This is a genomic window from Saccharothrix sp. DSM 118769, assembly GCF_052936295.1.
In genome coordinates this window covers 1,763,855-1,781,714 of sequence record NZ_CP193627.1, presented here as the reverse complement: position 1 = coordinate 1,781,714, position 17,860 = coordinate 1,763,855, and the positions used below count along the sequence as shown (strand labels likewise).

Sequence of the window (17,860 nt, the reverse complement as noted above, 5' to 3'; positions counted from 1 at the left end):
GGCTAAGTTCGGGCGGGTGGACTGGCTCGGAGTGATCAGGCACGGCGAGAGCACCGGCAACGTGGCCCGCGAGGCGGCCGAGTCCGGCGGGCACGAGGTCATCGACGTCCGGCAGCGCGACGCGGACGTGCCGCTGTCGGAGGAGGGCGAGCGGCAGGGCCGGGCGCTGGGCCGCTGGTTCGCCGCGATGCCCCGCGAGCAGTGGCCGGACGTGGTGGTGGCCTCCCCCTACCGGCGGGCCGTCGACACCGCCCAGCACGCCCTGCGCGGGCACCCGAGGATGCTCGTCGACGAACGGCTGCGCGACCGCGAGCTGGGCGTGCTGGACCTGCTCACCACGCACGGCGTCGCCGTGCGGTACCCGGACGAGGTGGTCCGCAAGCGCAGGCTCGGCAAGTTCTACTACCGGCCGCCGGGCGGCGAGTCGTGGGCGGACGTGACGCTGCGGCTGCGCTCGCTGCTGCGCGACCTCGACGGGGCGCGCGTGCTGCTGTTCGCGCACGAGATCACCCCGTTCCTGCTGCGCTACCTGCTGGAGGGCCTGCCGGAGCGGGACATGCTGGCCTACGCGCACAACTCCACGGTGCCCAACGGGTCGCTGACCTCGTGGCGTCGGGACGGCGGTCCGTGGGTACTGGAGAGGGAGTTCGACGCCGACCACCTGGTCGAGCACGGAGCCGAGCCCACGGAGACCGAGGATGCGACCACCCGATCGGCCTGAGCCCATCACGTCCGCGCTGCTGCGCGAGTGGCTGCCCGAGCACGAGGACGACGGCACCGTGCTGGTGGTCGGCGGGTCGCGGCGGGTGCCCGGGGCGGTGCTGCTGAGCGGGATCGCGGCGCTGCGCACCGGCGCGGGCACCCTCCAGCTCGCGACCGCCGACCGGCACGCGTCCGGCCTGGGGCTGGCCGTGCCGGAGGCGATGGTCGTGGGCCTGCCGGAGACGGCGTCGGGCGCGGTGTCGCGGGAGGCCGCCGACGTGCTGGGCGACCTCGTCGGCGACGCCGCGTCCCTGGTCGTCGGCCCCGGCCTGGTCGACGCGGACGAGACGGCGGCCCTGCTGGAGCGGCTGCTGCCCGCCGCGCGCGGGCCGGTGGTGCTCGACGCGTTCGCGCTGGGCGCGCTGGGCACGCACCCCGAGCTGGGCGACCCGGTGCGCGGCCGGATGGTGCTCACCCCGAACACCGTGGAGGCCCGCTACCTGCTGGGCACCGACGACGTGGACGACCACGTGAAGACCGCCGTCGCCATCGCCGACCGGCACGACGCCGTGGTCAACCTGATGGGCGTGGTGGCCGCGCCGGACGGCCGGGTGTGGCAGGACGCCACCGGCCACGTCGGCCTGGGCACGTCCGGCAGCGGCGACGTGCTGGCCGGCCTCGTCGGCGGCCTGCTGGCCCGGGACGACGACCTGGCCCGCGCCACCTGCTGGGCCGGTCACGTGCACGCCATGGCGGGCCAGCGGCTCGTGCCGCGCACCGGCCTGACCGGCATGCTGGCCCGCGAACTGCTCGACGAGGTGCCGCAGGTCCTGGTCGAACTCCGCTCCCGCTGACCCGAGAGTCCAACCCTCAGACCCCGAGAGTCCAACCCTCAGGTCCCGAGAGTCCAACGCCCAGGTCCCGAGAGTCCAACACCCAGACCTCGTGAGTTCTACGTCCAGGACCCTTGAGTTCTGCGTTCGGCCGCGCTCCGCGGGAAGGCGCGCGGTGCCTGGACGTAGAACTCAGGGGTCTTGGGCGTTGGACTCTCGAGGCTCGGGCGTTGGACTCTCGGGGCCTGGAGGTTGGACTCTCGCGGGGTCAGCGGGCGCGGTTGACGCGGGTCTCGTCCCACACCGGCTCGGGCACCTCGACGACCTCGCCGTCCGAGCGGAACAGGAGGAAGCGGTCGAAGGTGCGGGCGAACCAGCGGTCGTGGGTGACGGCCACGACGGTGCCCGAGAACCCCTCCAGGGCGTCCTGGAGCGCCTCGGCCGAGTTCAGGTCGAGGTTGTCGGTCGGCTCGTCGAGCAGCAGCAGGGTGGCGCCGGACAGCTCCAGCAGCAGCACCTGGAACCGCGCCTGCTGACCGCCGGACAGCGTCTCGAACCGCTGGTCGCCCTGCTTGCCCAGGCCGTACCGGCTGAGCACGGCCATCGCCGCGCCCCGGTCGCGGCCCGCGCGCCCGTCCTCGCCGTGCCACAGCAGGTCCACGAGGGTGCGGCCGATCCACTCGGGGTGCTGGTGGGTCTGCGCGAACAGGCCGGGCACGACCCGCGCGCCCAGCCGGAACGCGCCGGTGTGCGCGACGTCGCCGCCGCCGAGCAGCCGCAGGAAGTGGCTCTTGCCCGACCCGTTCGACCCGAGCACGGCCACCCGGTCGGCGTAGAACAGCTCGACCGAGAACGGCTTCATCAGCCCGGTCAGCTCCAGGTCCTCGCACGTGATCGCGCGCACGCCGGTGCGCCCGCCGCGCAGCCGGGGCGCGACCCTCTCGTCGGTGGGCAGCTCGGGCGGCGGCCCGGCCTCCTCGTACCGCTCCAGCTTCGCCCGCTGCACGCGGTACTTCGCGGCCATGACCTCGCTGATCTTCGCCTGCACCTGGAGGGTGCGGACGAGGTCGCGCAGCCGCTCGTGCTCCTCCTCCCACCGGCGGTGCTGCTCGGCGAGGCGCGCGATGCGGGCGGCGCGGGCGGCGTGCCAGGTGCCGAACGACCCGGGGTGCGTCCACGCCGAGTGCGCCTCGACGGTGACGACGACGGTCGCGGCCACGTCGAGCAGCTCGCGGTCGTGGCTGACCAGCAGCACGGCCTTGCCGGCGGAGCGCAGCCGCTCCTCCAGCCACCGCTTGCCCGGCACGTCGAGGTAGTTGTCCGGCTCGTCGAGCAGCAGCACCTGCTCGGGGCCGCGCAGCAGCGCCTCCAGCACCAGCCGCTTCTGCTCGCCGCCGGACAGGGTGCGCACCTCGCGGAACCGGGCCCGGTCGAACGGCACGCCGAGCGCGGCGACCGTGACCGTGTCCCACAGCACCTCGGCGTCGTAGCCGCCGGCCTCGCCCCACGCGGTGAGCGCGTCGGCGTAGCGCATCTGGGTGGGCTCGTCGTCGGTCTCCATCAGGGCCAGCTCGACGGCGTCCAGCTCGGCGGCGGCGTCGCGCAGGGGTTTCGGGGAGGCGGCGAGCAGCAGGTCGCGCACCAGCGAGCCGTCGCGCACGGAGCCGACGAACTGGGGCATCACGCCCAGGCCGCCCTGCACGCGGACGCTGCCGGCGGTCGGGCTCAGCTCACCCGAGAGGATGCGCAGCAGGGTCGTCTTGCCGACGCCGTTGGCGCCCACGAGGGCGACCACGTCGGTGCCCCCGACCTTGAACGACACGTCGCGGAACAGTTCGCGGCCGTCGGGCAGTCGGAAGGCGAGGCCGTTGGCGTCCAGGTATCCCACGGGGGCATGGTCGGTGATGAACGGCGCCCGGAGCCAGCGGGTTTCAGGTCGGCGTCCCTTTTGTGACCGGGAACGCGACCGCGGGGGGTGGTGCGGGGTGACGCGGCGACCGGCCGCGGGCGGATGAGCGTCGCCAGGCCGGTCGTCGGCGCAGGGCTACCGCCAGGTGTAGCCCTTCATCAGCAGCAGGACGGAGCCGAAGCCGAGCGACGCGAGCGCCGGCCCGTAGGAACCGAGGGTCAGCAGCAGCACGCCGAGGCCCGCGAACACGGCCACCAGGGCGTAGCTGAGCACGGGGTGCCGGGGTTTCCCGGCGACGAGGGCGGTGGCCAGGGCCGGCTCCTCGACCATGAGTCTGGACTCGATCTCGCTGAGGGTGCGGCGTTCCGCTTCGCTCATCACGAGCAGTGGATACCCGGCGCGATACCCGCAAAACCAGCCCCGAACGGAGTCCGTGCCCTCTCCGTTCGGGCTATCAAGCCTGGTCAGGGGTGGTGATCACCGGGAGAGGGCGACGAGCCGCGACACCGCCCGCAGGTACTTCTTGCGGTACCCGCCGCGCAGCATCTCGGCGGTGAACAGCTCGGGCAGCGGCTCGCCGGACACGGCCACCGGGATGTCCCGGTCGTAGAGGCGGTCGCCGAGGGCCACCAGGCGCAGCGCGACGGCCTGGTCGGGCGCGGGCCGCACGCCCCGCAGGTGCACGGCGGTGACGCCGTCGACGAGCCGGCCGTAGCTCGACGGGTGGATGCGCGCCAGCGCCGCGCACAGGTCGCCGAAGTCGTCGAGCGTGCTCCCGGGGGTGCCCTCGGCCTTCGCGACCAGTTCCTCGTCGCTCATCGGGGGCGGCGCGTCGGGCAGGCCGCGGTGCCGGTAGTCGGGGCCGTCGACGCGGACCACGGTGAACCTCGCGGACATGGACTGGATCTCGCGCAGGAAGTCGGCGGCGGCGAACCGGCCCTCGCCGAGCTTGTCCGGCAGCGTGTTGGAGGTGGCCGCGACCGACACGCCCGCCGCGGTCAGCTCCTTGATCAGGCGCGTCACCAGCATGGTGTCGCCCGGGTCGTCCAGCTCGAACTCGTCGATCGCGAGCAGCCGGTGGCCGGACAGCCGCGCCACCGTCTCCGGGAACCCGAGGGCGCCGACGAGGTTGGTCAGCTCGACGAACGTGCCGTACGCCTTGGGGCCGGGCACGGCGTGCCAGGTGGAGGCGAGCAGGTGGGTCTTGCCGACGCCGAACCCGCCGTCGAGGTAGAGGCCGGGCTTGGCGTCGTCCGGCTGCGACCGCTTGAACAGCGACCCGAGCCAGCCGCGGCCCCCGCCCGCGGAGACCCGTTCGGCGAACTCGCGGCACGCGGTGACGGCCTCGGCCTGGCTGGGCTCGTCGGGGTTGGGGAGGTAGGTGTCGAAGCGCACGCCGTCGAACCTCGGCGGCGGGACCATCGACCCCACCAGCTCGTCCGCCTCGACGTGCGGGGTTCGGTCGGACAGGCGCGGCGGGGCGGACATGCCCGAAGCCTAACGGCGTGCTGGGATGTGGCGGTGCGGATGTTGTGGCCACCACGCGAGGACGAGATCACCGACGCCGAACTGGAACGGCTCTACGACTACCCGGAGGACCTCGACCGGCCGTTCGTGCAGGTCAACTTCGTGTCCAGCGTGGACGGGGCGGTGTCGGTCGACGGCCGGTCCCGGGCGCTGGGCAACGCCGCGGACAAGAAGGTGTTCACGCTGGGCCGCGACCTGTGCGACGTGGTGCTGGTGGGCGCCGGCACGGCCCGCGCCGAGGGCTACCACGGGGTGAAGGCCACCGAGGTGCGCGCGGGGCGGCGGTCCCGGCTGGGCCTGTCGCCGGTGCCGCCGATCGCGGTGGTGACCGCGCGGTGCTCGGTCGAGCCGTCGTCGCCGCTGGTCGCGGACACCGTCGTGCCGACGATCGTGCTGACCGCCGAGTCGGCGCCCCGGGAACGGCGGGAGGCGCTGGCCGACGCGGGCGCGGATGTGGTGGTCGCGGGCGGGTCGTCGGTGGACCCGGCCGCGGCGCTGCGGGCGCTGGACGAGCGGGGGCTGCGCCGCGTCGACTGCGAGGGCGGGCCCGCCCTGTTCGGCTCGCTGGTCGCCGCGGACCTGGTGGACGTGCTGTGCGTGACGTTCTCGCCGCTGCTCGCCGGCGGCGACGCGGGGCGCATCGCCCGCGGTCCCCTCCCGGAGGCGCCGCGGTCGCTGGAGCTGGCGTCGGTGCTGCACGCCGACAGCGCGCTGCTGCTGCGCTACCGCCGGGCCCGCGCGTGACCCCGGACCGGGCCACCGCCGGCAACCGGCCCACCGCCGGCTACCGGGCCACCGCCGGCAATCGGGCCACCGCCTGCGACCGGCCGGCGCCGGGGGCGGTCGTGCGCGGGAACGCGTGCGCCGGGACCGGTCGACGGGGCAGGATGGCCGCGTGGCGCTCCCGCTGACCCCTCCCGTGCAGCCGATGCTGGCCAACGCGGTGGACGAGATCCCGACCGGCTCGGACCTGGTGTTCGAACCCAAGTGGGACGGCTACCGCGTCCTGGTGTTCCGCGACGGGGACGAGGTGCTGCTCCAGTCGCGCAGCGGCAAGCCGCTCAACCGCTACTTCCCCGAGGTCGAGGCGGCGCTGCGGCGCACCCTGCCGCCGCGGGTCGTGGTGGACGGCGAACTCGTCGTCGCCAAGGACGGCAAGCTCGACTTCGACGCGCTGACCGAGCGCATCCACCCGGCGGCCAGCCGCGTCGCCCTGCTCTCCGGGAGCACGCCCGCCGGGTTCGTGGCGTTCGACCTGCTCGCGCTCGGCGACGACGTGCTGCTGGAGGAGCCGACCACCGCCCGCCGTGCCCGCCTCGAAGCCCTGGTCACGCCCGGCGACGGGCTGTTCCTCACGCCCGCGACGACCGACGTGTCGCTGGCCCTGGAGTGGTTCGGCCTGTTCGAGGGCGCGGGCCTGGACGGGGTGATCGGCAAGCCCGCCGACGCCGCGTACGAACCGGGCAGGCGCGTCATGGTCAAGGTCAAGCACCAGCGCACCGCCGAGTGCGTCGTCGCCGGCCTGCGCTGGCACAAGGGCACCGAGCCCGGCACCGCCGTCGGTTCGCTGCTGCTCGGCCTGCACGACGCGGCGGGCGTGCTGCACCACGTGGGCGTCGTCGGCTCGTTCAAGGCCGCCGAGCGGCGCGAGCTGGCCGGGGAGCTGGCCGGGCTGATCACCTCCGACGACCACCCGTGGCTGGTGGAGCCGGACGGCCGCCGCCTGCCCGGCGAGGTCAACCGGTGGCGCGGCAAGCACGCCGAGTGGGTGCCGCTGCGCCCGGAACGCGTCCTGGAGATCGCCTACTCGCAGACCGAGGGCGCGGCGCCCGCGAGGCTGCGGCACAACGGCCAGTTCCGGCGGTGGCGGCCCGACCGCGAACCCGGCTCGTGCGGCTACGACCAGCTGGAGCAGCCCGCCCGCTACGACGTCGAATCGGTGCTGCGCGGCGAGGTGCGACCCGCGTAACCTGCTCGGTCGTGGGGGACGTGGAGAAGCTGGTCCAGGAGCTGGACGACCGGATGCTGCGCGACTGCAAGCGGCTGTCGCTGTGGCGGGTGGTGCACCGCAGCACCGGCATGGCCTACACGGTCGTGCTGATCCTGGTGCCCGCCGTGCTGGCGGTGGGGTTCACCTCGTCGGAGACGGTGCTCGGCAAGGTGCTGCTGCTCGCGGCGGCCGTCGTGGGCGGGCTGAACGTGACGTTCAAGCCGTACCTGCACAGCCGCAAGCGCCGCAACGACGTGAACGCGGTGCGGCTGATGCGCGACGAGTTCCGCGCCGAGGTCGCGGCGGGCGACGACGTGCTCGGCGCGTACCGCCGGTACTCGGCCGCCTACGCCGCGGAGTTCGAGAAGCGCGGCGGGGAGCTGCTCGACGGCACGCTCGGCGTGGAGGAACCCGCGAAGTCCCCGCCCGAGCGGCCCTGACCTCCTCCGGGAAGTCCGCACGCGGCCACGTCGCTCGGCGCCCCCGCTACACGTCCGGTCTCGCCGTGCAGGTGGCCCCGACCGACGCGAGGACCACGCAGAACACCGCGACCCACTGCGCGGGGTGCAGGGCCTCGTGGAGCACCACCAGACCGGCCAGCGCGGCGACCGCCGGTTCCAGGCTCATCAGGATGCCGAACACGCGCGGCGGGATGCTGCGCAGCGCCTCCAGCTCCAGCGAGTAGGGGATCACCGAGGACAGCAGCGCCACCGCGGCCCCCGCGAGCAGCACCACCGGGTCGAGCAGCGCCGTGCCCGCCTCGGCCACGCCGAACGGCAGCACGAGCGCCGAGCCGAACACCATCGCCAGCGCGAGGCCGCCGCCGTCGGACGTGCGGCTGCCCAGGGCCGCCGCCATCAGGATGTACCCGGCCCAGCACGCCGCCGCGCACAGCGCGAACAGCACGCCGGGCAGCGCGAGGCCGCCGTCGACCCTGGTCAGCAGCAGCACCCCGGCCGCCGCGAGCAGCGCCCACAGGCCGTCCAGCCACCGGCGCGAGCCGAGCACGGCCACCGCCAGCGGCCCGAGGAACTCGATCGTGACGGCCGCGCCCAGCGGGATGTGCTTGATCGACTGGTAGAAGGTGAGGTTCATCGCGCCCAGCACGAGGCCGTAGCCGGCGACGACGAGCCAGGTGCGCGCGTCCATCCGCAGCGAGGGCCGCCACACCAGCAGCAGCACGGCGGAGGCGAGGACGAGCCGCAGCGTCACCGTGCCCGAGGCCCCGACCAGGCTGAACAACTGCTTCGCGACCGCCGCGCCCACCTGCACGCTGACGACGCCCAGCAGCACCAGCGCGGGCGGCGGCACCGCCCTGAAAGCCCGCGCCGCGGCCGCGAACGGGCCGGGGCGGTCGTAGCGGCGTTCCGGAAGGCCCTCGACGTGCACCATCACCACGGGGTCCATCCTGCACGCCGGTCGTCCCACGACCCGCACAGCGGACGCCTCCCGGTGACCCACGTCTCACCGGTGCCGCGCAGGCGGGGCCACTCCCCCGCGCCGCCCTCCACGGACCGCCGCCAGACGACACGGAGCGCCGCCGGACCACAGCGCCCGCCGGACCACAGCGCCCGCCGAGCCACAGCGTCCGCCCGCGTGCCGCAGCGCCCGCCAGACCACAGCGCCCACCCGCGTGCCGCAGCGCCCGCCCTCGCTGCCCGCCAGACCACAGTTGTCCGTCCGCGCGCGATACCCCGCCCGGCTGGGTCGCCCGGCAGCCCGCCCGGCAGGGTAGCGACGCCGCACGCTGCGCAGGGGTCCCCGCCAGGGGGTCCCCTGCTTTTCATCTTGCCGGCCACCACCGACACTCCCGCTCACCGAAGTCTCACCTGGACTGTGTGAGGCTGGGCCAACGCTGTTGGGAGAGAGCGAGGGACCGCTGTGCCGCGTCGGCGTCACGCCGCCTTGATGCTGGTGGCTCTGAGCGCGCTGGCCGCGTGCAGCGCGGGCCCGTCGACGAGACCCGTGATCGCCGTGCACGGCGACGGCGGCGACGAGTCGCCCGTCGTGGTCCCCTCCGGTCCCCGCGAGGTGCCTCCGCTCGCCGAGGGCGACGAGGTCGGCCTGTCGTGGAGCGGCTGCACGGACACGGTCCGCGACCGGATGGGCGACACGGCCCCCGCCGGCGGCCAGGAGTACGAGTGCGCGCAGCTGACCGTCCGCCTCGACGCGCCGAACCGGCCCGGTCGGGGCAGCCTCGGCCTGGGGCTGCTGCGCGTCGGCACGGGCGGCAGCCCGCTGGTGGTGGTCGGTGACGCCGAGGGCGAGCCGGGCAGCCTGAAGGCGGCGCGGCTGGCCGCGTCGCTGCCGGCGGACCTGCTGAGCACGTTCACGCTGATCGGCGTGGACCGGCGCGGCACCGGGCAGTCCGACGGCGTGCAGTGCGTGCCGGAGGCGGCGCGGGCCGGGATCGTCGAGTCCGACCCGGCCGAGGAGACGCAGGACGACCTGCTGGAGGCCATCGGCCGGGCCAGCCAGGAGTGCGTGCTCGACCTGGAGAACCGGCTGCCGGCGGTCGACTCGTGGCGCGCGTCGGCCGACCTGGAGCAGTTGCGCGAGGCGCTGGGCGTGCCGCACCTCAACGCGATCGGCGTCGGCGACGGCTCGAAGGTGCTGACCCTGTACGCGAGCCGCTTCCCGGACCGGATCGGCCGGATGGTGTTCGACGGCGCGCCGGACCCGACGCTGGACGTGCAGGGCGTGACCGAGGCGCGCGCGGTGGCGGCCGAGGCGGCGTTCACCGCGTTCCAGGACGACTGCGCGGTGCGCGGCTGCCCGTTGGGCGCGTCGGCGAAGGACCGGTTCACCGCCCTGCTGGGGACGTTGCGCGACGCCCCGATCCGCGGTGAGGACGTCGACCTGACGCCGGGCACCGCGACGGTGGCCGTGCTGGCGGGTCTCGCGGACCGCTCGCGGTGGCCCGCGCTGGCCGACGCGCTGGTGGCGGCGGAGGACGGTGACGGCGCGAAGCTGACGGCGTTCGTCGAGCCGGTGCTGCTGGACTCCGCCGACAACCCGCCGCGGTTGGACGCCGGCATCGTCACGGGCTGCAACGACACGGCGACCCGCATCCCGCCCGAGCGGGTGGCGGGGCTGACCGAGGACTGGCGCGACAAGCACCCGCTGTTCGGCGCCTACTTCGCCCGGAAGCTGCTCACCTGCGGCCCGTTCCCGGTGCCGCAGCCGGCGACGGTGCCGAAGCTCGTCGGGGCTCCCCCGGTCGTGGTGCTCACGTCGGCCGCCGACCCGGTGACACCGGCGGCGGGTGGCGAGCGCGCGGCGCAGGCGCTGCCGGCGGGCGTGCTCATCGGCTGGCAGGGCGCGGGGCACGGCGCGCTGGGCAACTCGTCGTGCGCGACGACGGCGGCGCGGGACTTCCTGGTGGACGCGAAGGTCCCGACGTCCGGCACGGTCTGCCCGCCCTGATCGGCGACCGCGCGGCAGGACCCGGGAGCGCAGGAGGAACCGGGGGCGCGGGAGGACCCGGGACCGGGTGGCGGAGGTGTCCCCGGTCCCGGCGCGCCGGGGCGGCCGGGACCGGGGCGACCGACGAGGTCTAACAGCTCGAACAGCAGCCGCAGCCGGGACCCGTGCACCCGGTGCAGCAGCCGCACCCGTCGAGCCGGACCTGCTCGGCCGTCGTGATCTCGACTGTCATGGTGGCCTCCCCGTGATCGAACGCGGACATCCGGACCGAACGTAGGTCGCCCCCACCGTCCGCCCTACCGCTGGGCGTGGGAAGTACCCTCACCCGATCGCGGAACGCCAATCATCATTATGTTGCAATACGTGTTCATCAGCCCGTGAGTTCGTCCAGCGCGCGTTGCGCGGCCTCCAGTTCCGCGCGGAGCTGCTCGACGCGGGCGAGGTGGCGTTCCCGCGCCGCGGTGAGCACGCTGTCGACCGCCTCGTCGACCTCGGCGGGCAGCAGCTTCGCCGCCGCGGCCACCGCGGACGCCGCCACGGGCGCCGCCTTGAGCGTCCGCTTAGCGCCCCACTGCACGTCGACCGTCCACTCGCCCTCGGCCGTCGACACCAGCGTCACCGTCACCTCGGCCGGCTTGGCCTGCTTGCGCGACGCCGCCGGCTTGGCCGCGGGCTTGGCGGCCGGGGGCGGCGGCGCGGGCGCGGGCTTGGGCTTCGCGGGCGGCGGCGCGGGCGTGTAGATGTGCTCGACGGGGGCGGGCGCGGCCGGTTCGGGTTCCTTCGCCGCCGGCACGGTCCGCTTGCGCGGCGCGGGCTTCTCCACGGTCAGCTCGGCGGGCGAGAACGACAGGTCGTCCTTCTCCCCCGTGGGCCGCACCTGGATGAAGTCGCCCTCGGCGGGGTCGGTGAAGGCCACGACCTTCGCCGAGCGCCCCGCTTCCACGCCGACCGCGGCGGAGGTGAACCAGACCTGGGCCGGGCGACCCGCGGCCAACTCCCCGCGCAGAAAGCCGATGTCCTCCTCGGACAACGAGTTCTTCGGCTTCGCCATCTCGGTTACCTCCACGACTTGCACAAGACCTGTCGGGGTGAAGCTTGCCCTACGGCACCGACAATCCCGCGAGCCGCCGGTCGTGCGCACGCCCGCTCGACGAACTCGCCGCGGGCACCGACCGCGGGGAAGGGCCGGGCACGACCTCCGGCGGCCACGTCCCGGGGCTCCCGGTCGGCCGGCGGGCGGCGCGACGGGCGCCACGGCCAGCGCGACGACGTCCACAAAGGACGAACGCCGGGCGGCGGGTGGACCGCCGCCCGGCGTCGTGGTCGCCGGGGGAACCGGCGCGTCCGCTGCTCGGGGTGGACGCCGCACCGCACCGGTGGTGAGACCGGCGTGGTGCGGCGGTGGGGCACTAGGAACCGAAGGTGATCCAGTTGACGTTGACGAAGTCGGCGGGCTGGCCGCTGGTGAACGTCAGGTAGACGTCCTGGCGGCCGGTGAGGCCGGTGATGTTGGCGGGCACGGTGCGCCACGACTGCCAGCCGCCGGTGTTGGCGATGGCGAAGCTGCCCACCGGGGTGGCGGTGGGGCTGCCGACGCGGACCTCGACCAGGCCGCTGACACCGCCGGCGGCGCCGCCGGCGACCCGGGCGGAGAACTGGCGGCCGGTGCGGCTGCCGAAGTCCACGCCCCGGAACAGCGCCCAGTCGCCGTTGGCGATGGCCGCGATGTTCTGCCCGCCGCCGGTGTCGGTGGTGGTCTCCTTGATCAGGCCGTTCTGCTGGTCGTGGGACTCGGCCTGGATGGTGGAGAACGCGTCGCGGCTGGTCGGCGGCGCGGTCGTCGTGGTGGTGGTCGTCGTGGTGGTCGTGGTCGTCGACGTGGTGGTGGTCGACGTGGGCGTCACGCCGCCGGAACCGGAGTCGACGCCGCTGCCCGCCGGGCCGCGCCACGCCGTGGACGACGCCGGGACGCTCAGCGACTGGCCGTCGGAGAACGTGACGGTGGTCGCCGCCGCACCGGCGTTGTAGGCGACGTAGGTGCGCGCGCCGTTCTTGCTCAGCACGGCGTGCGTGGGCACGTTCGCCGTCACCGACGTGTCGGGCGTGCCGAACGCGTCGAGCGAGGTGATCCAGTGGTAGGCGTGGGCGCGGGAGTCGCCGCTCTCCGGCTCCAGGCCGGAGCCGTACTGGGCGAGCGCCTGCGCCGGGTCGGCCAGCGCCAGGAACTGGGTGATGACGTCCTTCCACTCGACCTCGGTGCCGCCGTTGTTGGCCCGCAGCTCGGCGATGTTCTGGAGGATGTCGGCCTTGTAGTCGGCGTGGTAGAGCGACCCGCCGGTGATCGGCAGCATGTTGATGCCGTGGATCTCCTCCGGGTTCGCGGTCCACCACGTGCTGTAGCTGGCGCCCGCGCCCCACACCATGCCGACGGTGTCGTGCCGGAAGTTCGCCGGGAACACCGCGTTGTCCTTGTCGAACCAGTACTGGGCGATCGCGGTCTCCTGCGTGGTGTGCAGGTAGATGCCGAGGTCGCGCATCGCGGTGTCACCGGTGGCCTGGCCGAACAGCACGGCGGCGGTGGCGAACATCATGCCCTCGGACGAGGACTCCTCGTTGTTGCCGTGCGCGAAGCCCGCGTGGCCCGAGGCCCAGCCCTGGCCCGCGTAGGCGTCGAAGTTGCGCAGGAACGGGAACCGCGTCTCGCCGCGGTCGTAGTTGTTGGCGTCCTTGACGAGCAGCTTCACCATGCCGCCGTAGCGGGCGTCCGACGCCCACGCCTGGTCGTGCTGGGCGACGATCGCGGCGGCCAGCACGTAGTAGCCGTAGTGGAAGTGGTGGTCGTTCAGCTCGGCGTCGGTGCCGTAGCCCGCCGGGTAGCCGGTGAGCGCGCCCCACGTCGAGTCGTAGGCGAAGTGCCGGCCGGCCTCGCCCGGCGACGCGGTGAGCCAGTCGCTGAGCCGGTCGCGGACCAGGGTGATCAGCCGGTCGCGGCCCGCGGTGTAGCCGATCTGGTTGGCGACGCGGGCCAGCGCGGCGAGCCGCCACAGGGCCTTGCCGGTCCAGTACGTGTCGTTCGCGCCCTTCCACGGGTCGGCCGCGTTCAGCTCCTGGTCGATCTCGGCGCGCAGCCGGTTCCGGTCCGCCGACGGCGACAGGGGCAGGGCCGGCAGCACGCCGTTGAACGCGCTGCGCGTGGTGAACGACGCGCCCTCGCGCAACCGCATCTCGCCGCGCGGCGAGGTGTAGCGGTAGGCGGTGGTGGCGTCCGGCGAGGTGAGCCACTGGTGCCGGTACAGCGCCTGGAGGGTGCCGGTCTGCGTGCCCTGGCGGGCGGTCGTGGTCGCCGTGTAGGTGGCGACGAGCTGGGCGCTGCCCGCGTTGTAGGTCCAGGAGACCTTCGTGTCCGTGACGAACGAGAACGCGTACTTCTGGAACAGGCCCAGCGCGTCGCGGCTCGGCAGGACCGCCACCGAGAAGAACGCGGCGTTCGACGTCGCCTCGGCGGTGCCCACGACGTTCCAGGCGCTCGGCGAGAACAGGGCGTAGTCGCGGCCGTTGACCGACACGCCCAGCGTGGTGCCCGTGTTGCTCCAGATCGTGGTGGCGCCGTTGAACCCGACGCGCGCCGCGCCGCCGGTCGCCTCCGCGTAGACGTAGGGCGAGCCGTGGCCGATGGTCGTGCGCAGGGTGCGCGTCCCGTCGGTCCACAGGGGACTGACCGTCCAGTCGGACCAGCCGTCGACCTGGGTGCGCGGCGCGTTCAGGCCGCTGACGCCGACGAACAGGTCGTCGGTGTGCATGAACTCGTAGAACCGGCCGTCGGGCGTGATGTTCGGGCTGGTCGGGTAGCCGACGCCGAGGCCCTGCGCCGCCGCGTGGAACGTCAGCGGGTGGGCGTACATGTTCTCGGAGTACGGGTTGCCGGGGTAGCGCTGGAAGACCAGCGAGGACCACCAGTCGTTGGACGGGACCGGCTTGCCGGCCATCCGGGAGGTGACCTTGGGCGTCAGGGGCGCGCCGTTCTGGTCGGACGGGCCGACGGTGCCGGCGGGGCGGGTGGCGGCGTAGCTGCCCGCGCCGACCGTGACGGCGTTGGCCGTCCCGGGCAGGGCGAGCGGTATCGCGGCGACCGCGGCCACGGCGACCGCGGCGGCCGCCAGGTGGGGTCGGATGGAACGCACAGGGACCTCCAGCAGGGACTCACAGCAGTGTGAGAGCGCTCTCACGCAAACGGTAAACCGGACATCGCCCGGATGTCTACGGGTGAGGGCTTCTGACCCTGTCAAGAACCGCCCGCTACGAGCCGCCCTCGACGCGCAGGTGGTACTCGCAGCCGTACTCGACGGCGTACTGGAGGTCGTAGTGGTGCACGATCTTGGGACCGCTGTGCAGGTGCACGTGGGTGACGGTCGGCCTGGGCGCCTCGGGGGCGCGCGCGTGGGAGTCGACCCTCCCGTCGAGGGGACCACCGACGAACCGCACCACGTACGCCTGGGTCATCGGCCTGCCTCCCTCGTGTCGGCGCTCCTCCCATGGTACGAGCAGAGCAGCGGGTTCGCGGCCGATCCGGCGCCCGGACCAGCCGGTTGCACCAGCGCGGTCGTCGCACAACCCCGGAGGAACGAACGGGAAGAACAGGTTTCCACCGTGCCGACCTGCTCACGACAACAATCGCCGTCATCGGCACCGCCTTGTCGGCCGGTTTGGTGCTCACCGCCCGATCAGCCCTTCATCGGGGCAACGGTTTTCCGACAGCCGGTATGCGCAGGGACGACACAAAGAATCGGAGGCGAAGGAGGCGGCGGCAGCAGCAAGGGGCACCAGATCGCACCACCCCCGCTTTCCGCCCACAATTCCGTCGACCACCAGCCGTTATCATCGGCCGGCCCCGTCGCCGGCGTTCCGACCCGCGCCCAACGGTGCAGCGCACGCCGAGACCCGCACGAGGTACGGGCGACCCCGAGGAGGAGCCATGCCCGCCAAGATCGACGACCGCACCGTGAAGCCGCTCCGGTACGTGCTCGCCGCCGCCGGGTTCCTCGTACTGGTCGCGATCGCGACGCTGATCGCGAACGGCCGGGTGGACGTCGCCGCAGTCGACCTGCTGGTCGTCTCGTGGGTCGCGGGCCCGTTGATCGGCCTCGCGTTCCTGATCTGGTTCGTCACCACCTTGAACTCGATCGCCCGCAGCCTGCGCGAGCAGACCCGGATCGCCCGGCACACGGCGCGGCAGCTCGAACTCCTCGTCGCCCGTGAGGGTGCCGCCACCCGTTCGTGACCCCGCCGGGCATCCACACAGGACCGCCACGCGCCGTTTCCGCAGCTCTAACCCTTCTTCCGCGACGGCTGCACGCGCGGCGGCTCGCCGGGCATCTTCGGGTAGTCCGGCGGGTAGGGCAGCTCGCCCCGCTCGTCGTTCGCGTACCAGTCGAGCAGCGCCTCCAGGCCGAACGCCTCGCCGTCAAGGCCGGCGTGCGGGTCGCCGTGCTCGGCCAGGTACCCCGGCACGGTCAGCACGTCGAAGTCGTCCGGGTCCACGGTGGACAGCCGCTCCCACGTGACCGGCGTGGACACGGTCGCGCGCGGCGTGCCGCGGACCGACCAGGCGGACGCGATGGTGCGGTCGCGGGCGGCCTGGTTGAAGTCGAGGAACACGCGCTCGCCGCGCTCCTCCTTCCACCACGACGTGGTCGCCCGGTCCGGCACGCGCCGCTCCACCTCGCGGGCCAGGGCGATCACCGCGTGCCGCACGTCCACGAAGTCCCACTCCGGGCGGACGCGGACGGCGACGTGCACGCCCCGCCCGCCCGACGTCTTCGGGTAGCCGGTCATGCCCAGCTCGTCAAGGACCTCGCGCAGCACCAGCGCCACCTCGACGGCGTCGCGGAAGTCGGTGCCCGGCTGCGGGTCCAGGTCGACGCGCAGCTCGTCGGGGCGGTCGGTGTCGGCCCGCCGCACGGGCCACGGGTGGAAGTCGAACGTGCCGAGGTTCGCCGCCCACGCCAGCACCGCGGGCTCCGTGGGGCACACCTCGTCCGCGGGCCGCCCCGACGGGAACCTCACCCGCGCCGTGCCCACCCACTCGGGCGCGCCCTTGGGCAGCCGCTTCTGGTAGAACGCCTCACCGGTGACGCCGTCGACGTACCGCTTCAACGTGGTCGGCCGGTCCCGCAGCACGCGCAGCAGCGGCTCGGCGACCGCCAGGTAGTACTCGACGACCTGGAGCTTGGTGATCCCCCGCTCCGGGAAGTAGACCTTGTTCGGGTTCGACACCCGCACCGCGCGTTCGCCCACCGTGAGTTCCACCGCTTCGGCCACGCGGCGAGCCTAACCGGTGTTGCTCCGATGGGTTGGAGTCGTCGCGCGGATCTCCCCCGGTCACGGCGCTGCGCTAGGGTTCTTGATCGATACGCGCAGCGCACCGGGGGAGGGTACGCCCGTGGTCGACGACGACGCGCCCGGCGAGGACGTGCTCGGTGGGGACGCGCCCGGCGGGGACGCGGAGGGGTTCGCCCTGCCGGGCTCCGGGTGGTGGAGCCTCTTCGGGGCCGGGGTGGTCGACCTGGTCGCCGCCACGAGGGCGCTGGCCGCCGCGAACGACGCCCGCGAGCCGCGCGTCGACCCGGCCGTGGTCGAGTCGATGGCCCGCAAGCTCGGCGACGTGCGGGTCGCGCTCGACGAGGCCGGACCGGAGATCTGCGGGCTGGTCGGCGCCGACGTCGTGCCCGGCCTCGACCGGGCGCTGCGGGACCTGGAGGACCAGCTGCGGCGCAGCTGCGCGCTGCGCCGGGAACGCCACGACCCGTGACCGGTCCCCCGACGGGGTCGTCAGCCCGGCACCCGCACGGCCAGGCCGGTGACGAACGCCTCCAGCGCCAGCTCGAAGCTGTCGTGGTCCAGCTCCCGCGCCACCGACGGCAGCAGGTGCGCCTTGTCCAGGTTCGGGTACCGGTCGCGGTAGAGCGCCTGGTCCTCGGAGAACCCGCTGGAGAACGAGGTGAGCGCCGCGCCGAACACCAGGTACATCAGGGACGCGGCGATCATCGTGGCCTCGCGCCGCGACCACCCGGCCGACACCAGGCCGCCGTGCACGACGTCCAGCCGCCGCAGCGACGCCTCGCGGTGCGCGGGGCCGTAGGCGAGGAACGGCACGATGTTCGGGTGCGCCGCCAGCGCCGCCCGGTAGGAGCGCGCCGCGCTGACCAGGCCGTGCCGCCAGTCGCCGCCCTCGAAGCCGGACACGTCGACCCCGGACAGGATCTCGGCGGCCACCTCGTGCAGCAGGTCGTCCTTCGTGGCCACGTGCCCGTACAGCGAGGCGGCCTGAACGCCCAGCTCAGCGGCCAGCTTGCGCATCGACAGGCCGTCGAGGCCGTCGCGGTCGATGATGTGCAGGGCGACGGTCCGGATGCGCGAGGCACTCAGGATCGGGTTCCTCGGCATGTCGCTCCCCTTGCCTGTGGTCGAGTCCGC

The 17,860-nt window shown here is 73.9% G+C and carries 17 protein-coding genes and 1 pseudogene; 8 read left to right on the top strand and 10 right to left on the bottom strand.

Annotated features, from left to right (window positions below):
* The first annotated feature begins 16 nt into the window (after positions 1 to 16).
* Positions 17 to 721, top strand: coding sequence for a histidine phosphatase family protein (locus ACRAKJ_RS08575; protein ID WP_438921316.1), 705 nt, complete (start codon positions 17 to 19; stop codon positions 719 to 721).
* Positions 699 to 1,556 carry an NAD(P)H-hydrate dehydratase gene (locus ACRAKJ_RS08570; protein WP_438921315.1) on the top strand — a complete coding sequence of 286 codons (858 nt, stop codon included), beginning with the start codon at positions 699 to 701 and terminating at the stop codon, positions 1,554 to 1,556. Before ACRAKJ_RS08575 ends, ACRAKJ_RS08570 begins: the two co-directional genes overlap by 23 nt.
* Positions 1,557 to 1,803: 247 nt before the next feature.
* On the opposite strand, the gene ACRAKJ_RS08565 is transcribed toward ACRAKJ_RS08570, so the two are convergent.
* The 4 genes and pseudogenes from ACRAKJ_RS08565 to zapE all read right to left on the bottom strand — a co-directional run bounded on the left by ACRAKJ_RS08565 (position 1,804) and on the right by zapE (position 4,932).
* On the bottom strand, positions 1,804 to 2,397 hold the full coding sequence (locus ACRAKJ_RS08565) for an ATP-binding cassette domain-containing protein (RefSeq protein ID WP_438921326.1): 594 nt from the start codon (positions 2,395 to 2,397) through the stop codon (positions 1,804 to 1,806).
* A 516-nt stretch (positions 2,398 to 2,913) separates the two neighbouring features.
* Positions 2,914 to 3,321: pseudogene (locus ACRAKJ_RS08560) on the bottom strand (ATP-binding cassette domain-containing protein); the annotation flags it as partial.
* 258 nt (positions 3,322 to 3,579) lie between these two features.
* Positions 3,580 to 3,822 (bottom strand): DUF3040 domain-containing protein, encoded by a 243-nt coding sequence (locus tag ACRAKJ_RS08555; protein WP_438921314.1) that lies wholly within the window; start codon positions 3,820 to 3,822, stop codon positions 3,580 to 3,582.
* Positions 3,823 to 3,921: 99 nt separating this feature from the next.
* Positions 3,922 to 4,932, bottom strand: a complete 1,011-nt coding sequence (gene zapE, locus ACRAKJ_RS08550; RefSeq protein WP_438921313.1) for a cell division protein ZapE — start codon at positions 4,930 to 4,932, stop codon at positions 3,922 to 3,924.
* A 39-nt stretch (positions 4,933 to 4,971) separates the two neighbouring features.
* On the opposite strand from zapE, the gene ACRAKJ_RS08545 reads away from it, so the two are divergent.
* From ACRAKJ_RS08545 to ACRAKJ_RS08535, 3 genes are all read left to right on the top strand, one after another.
* Positions 4,972 to 5,715 carry a pyrimidine reductase family protein gene (locus ACRAKJ_RS08545; protein WP_438921312.1) on the top strand — a complete coding sequence of 248 codons (744 nt, stop codon included), beginning with the start codon at positions 4,972 to 4,974 and terminating at the stop codon, positions 5,713 to 5,715.
* Between the two features lie 151 nt (positions 5,716 to 5,866).
* Positions 5,867 to 6,940, top strand: a complete 1,074-nt coding sequence (locus ACRAKJ_RS08540) for an ATP-dependent DNA ligase (RefSeq protein WP_438921311.1) — start codon at positions 5,867 to 5,869, stop codon at positions 6,938 to 6,940.
* Positions 6,941 to 6,951: 11 nt separating this feature from the next.
* The gene (locus ACRAKJ_RS08535) at positions 6,952 to 7,401 is read left to right on the top strand and encodes a hypothetical protein (RefSeq protein ID WP_438921310.1); all 450 of its coding nucleotides are present in this window, start codon (positions 6,952 to 6,954) and stop codon (positions 7,399 to 7,401) included.
* A gap of 46 nt (positions 7,402 to 7,447) precedes the next feature.
* Here ACRAKJ_RS08535 and ACRAKJ_RS08530 read toward each other — a convergent pair whose 3' ends face one another.
* On the bottom strand, positions 7,448 to 8,368 hold the full coding sequence (locus ACRAKJ_RS08530; protein WP_438921309.1) for an EamA family transporter: 921 nt from the start codon (positions 8,366 to 8,368) through the stop codon (positions 7,448 to 7,450).
* Positions 8,369 to 8,869: 501 nt separating this feature from the next.
* On the opposite strand from ACRAKJ_RS08530, the gene ACRAKJ_RS08525 reads away from it, so the two are divergent.
* Positions 8,870 to 10,387 carry an alpha/beta fold hydrolase gene (locus ACRAKJ_RS08525; RefSeq protein WP_438921308.1) on the top strand — a complete coding sequence of 506 codons (1,518 nt, stop codon included), beginning with the start codon at positions 8,870 to 8,872 and terminating at the stop codon, positions 10,385 to 10,387.
* Between the two features lie 370 nt (positions 10,388 to 10,757).
* Here ACRAKJ_RS08525 and ACRAKJ_RS08520 read toward each other — a convergent pair whose 3' ends face one another.
* The 3 genes from ACRAKJ_RS08520 to ACRAKJ_RS08510 all read right to left on the bottom strand — a co-directional run bounded on the left by ACRAKJ_RS08520 (position 10,758) and on the right by ACRAKJ_RS08510 (position 14,887).
* A complete protein-coding gene (locus tag ACRAKJ_RS08520) occupies positions 10,758 to 11,438 on the bottom strand; it encodes a DUF6319 family protein (protein WP_438921307.1) in 681 nt (226 codons plus the stop codon).
* A 358-nt stretch (positions 11,439 to 11,796) separates the two neighbouring features.
* On the bottom strand, positions 11,797 to 14,568 hold the full coding sequence (locus ACRAKJ_RS08515) for a glycosyl hydrolase (protein ID WP_438921306.1): 2,772 nt from the start codon (positions 14,566 to 14,568) through the stop codon (positions 11,797 to 11,799).
* 115 nt (positions 14,569 to 14,683) lie between these two features.
* Positions 14,684 to 14,887, bottom strand: a complete 204-nt coding sequence (locus ACRAKJ_RS08510) for a hypothetical protein (RefSeq protein WP_438921305.1) — start codon at positions 14,885 to 14,887, stop codon at positions 14,684 to 14,686.
* A 472-nt stretch (positions 14,888 to 15,359) separates the two neighbouring features.
* Here ACRAKJ_RS08510 and ACRAKJ_RS08505 point away from each other — a divergent pair, with 472 nt between their 5' ends.
* On the top strand, positions 15,360 to 15,665 hold the full coding sequence (locus ACRAKJ_RS08505) for a hypothetical protein (protein WP_438921304.1): 306 nt from the start codon (positions 15,360 to 15,362) through the stop codon (positions 15,663 to 15,665).
* Between the two features lie 47 nt (positions 15,666 to 15,712).
* Here the strand turns inward: ACRAKJ_RS08505 and ligD are convergent, their stop codons facing one another.
* Positions 15,713 to 16,705, bottom strand: coding sequence for a non-homologous end-joining DNA ligase (gene ligD / locus ACRAKJ_RS08500; RefSeq protein WP_438921303.1), 993 nt, complete (start codon positions 16,703 to 16,705; stop codon positions 15,713 to 15,715).
* Positions 16,706 to 16,826: 121 nt separating this feature from the next.
* Here ligD and ACRAKJ_RS08495 point away from each other — a divergent pair, with 121 nt between their 5' ends.
* Complete coding sequence (locus ACRAKJ_RS08495) at positions 16,827 to 17,195, top strand: hypothetical protein (protein WP_438921302.1); 369 nt, start codon at positions 16,827 to 16,829, stop codon at positions 17,193 to 17,195.
* A 20-nt stretch (positions 17,196 to 17,215) separates the two neighbouring features.
* Here ACRAKJ_RS08495 and ACRAKJ_RS08490 read toward each other — a convergent pair whose 3' ends face one another.
* A complete protein-coding gene (locus ACRAKJ_RS08490; RefSeq protein ID WP_438921301.1) occupies positions 17,216 to 17,830 on the bottom strand; it encodes a TetR/AcrR family transcriptional regulator C-terminal domain-containing protein in 615 nt (204 codons plus the stop codon).
* Positions 17,831 to 17,860 lie beyond the last annotated feature (30 nt).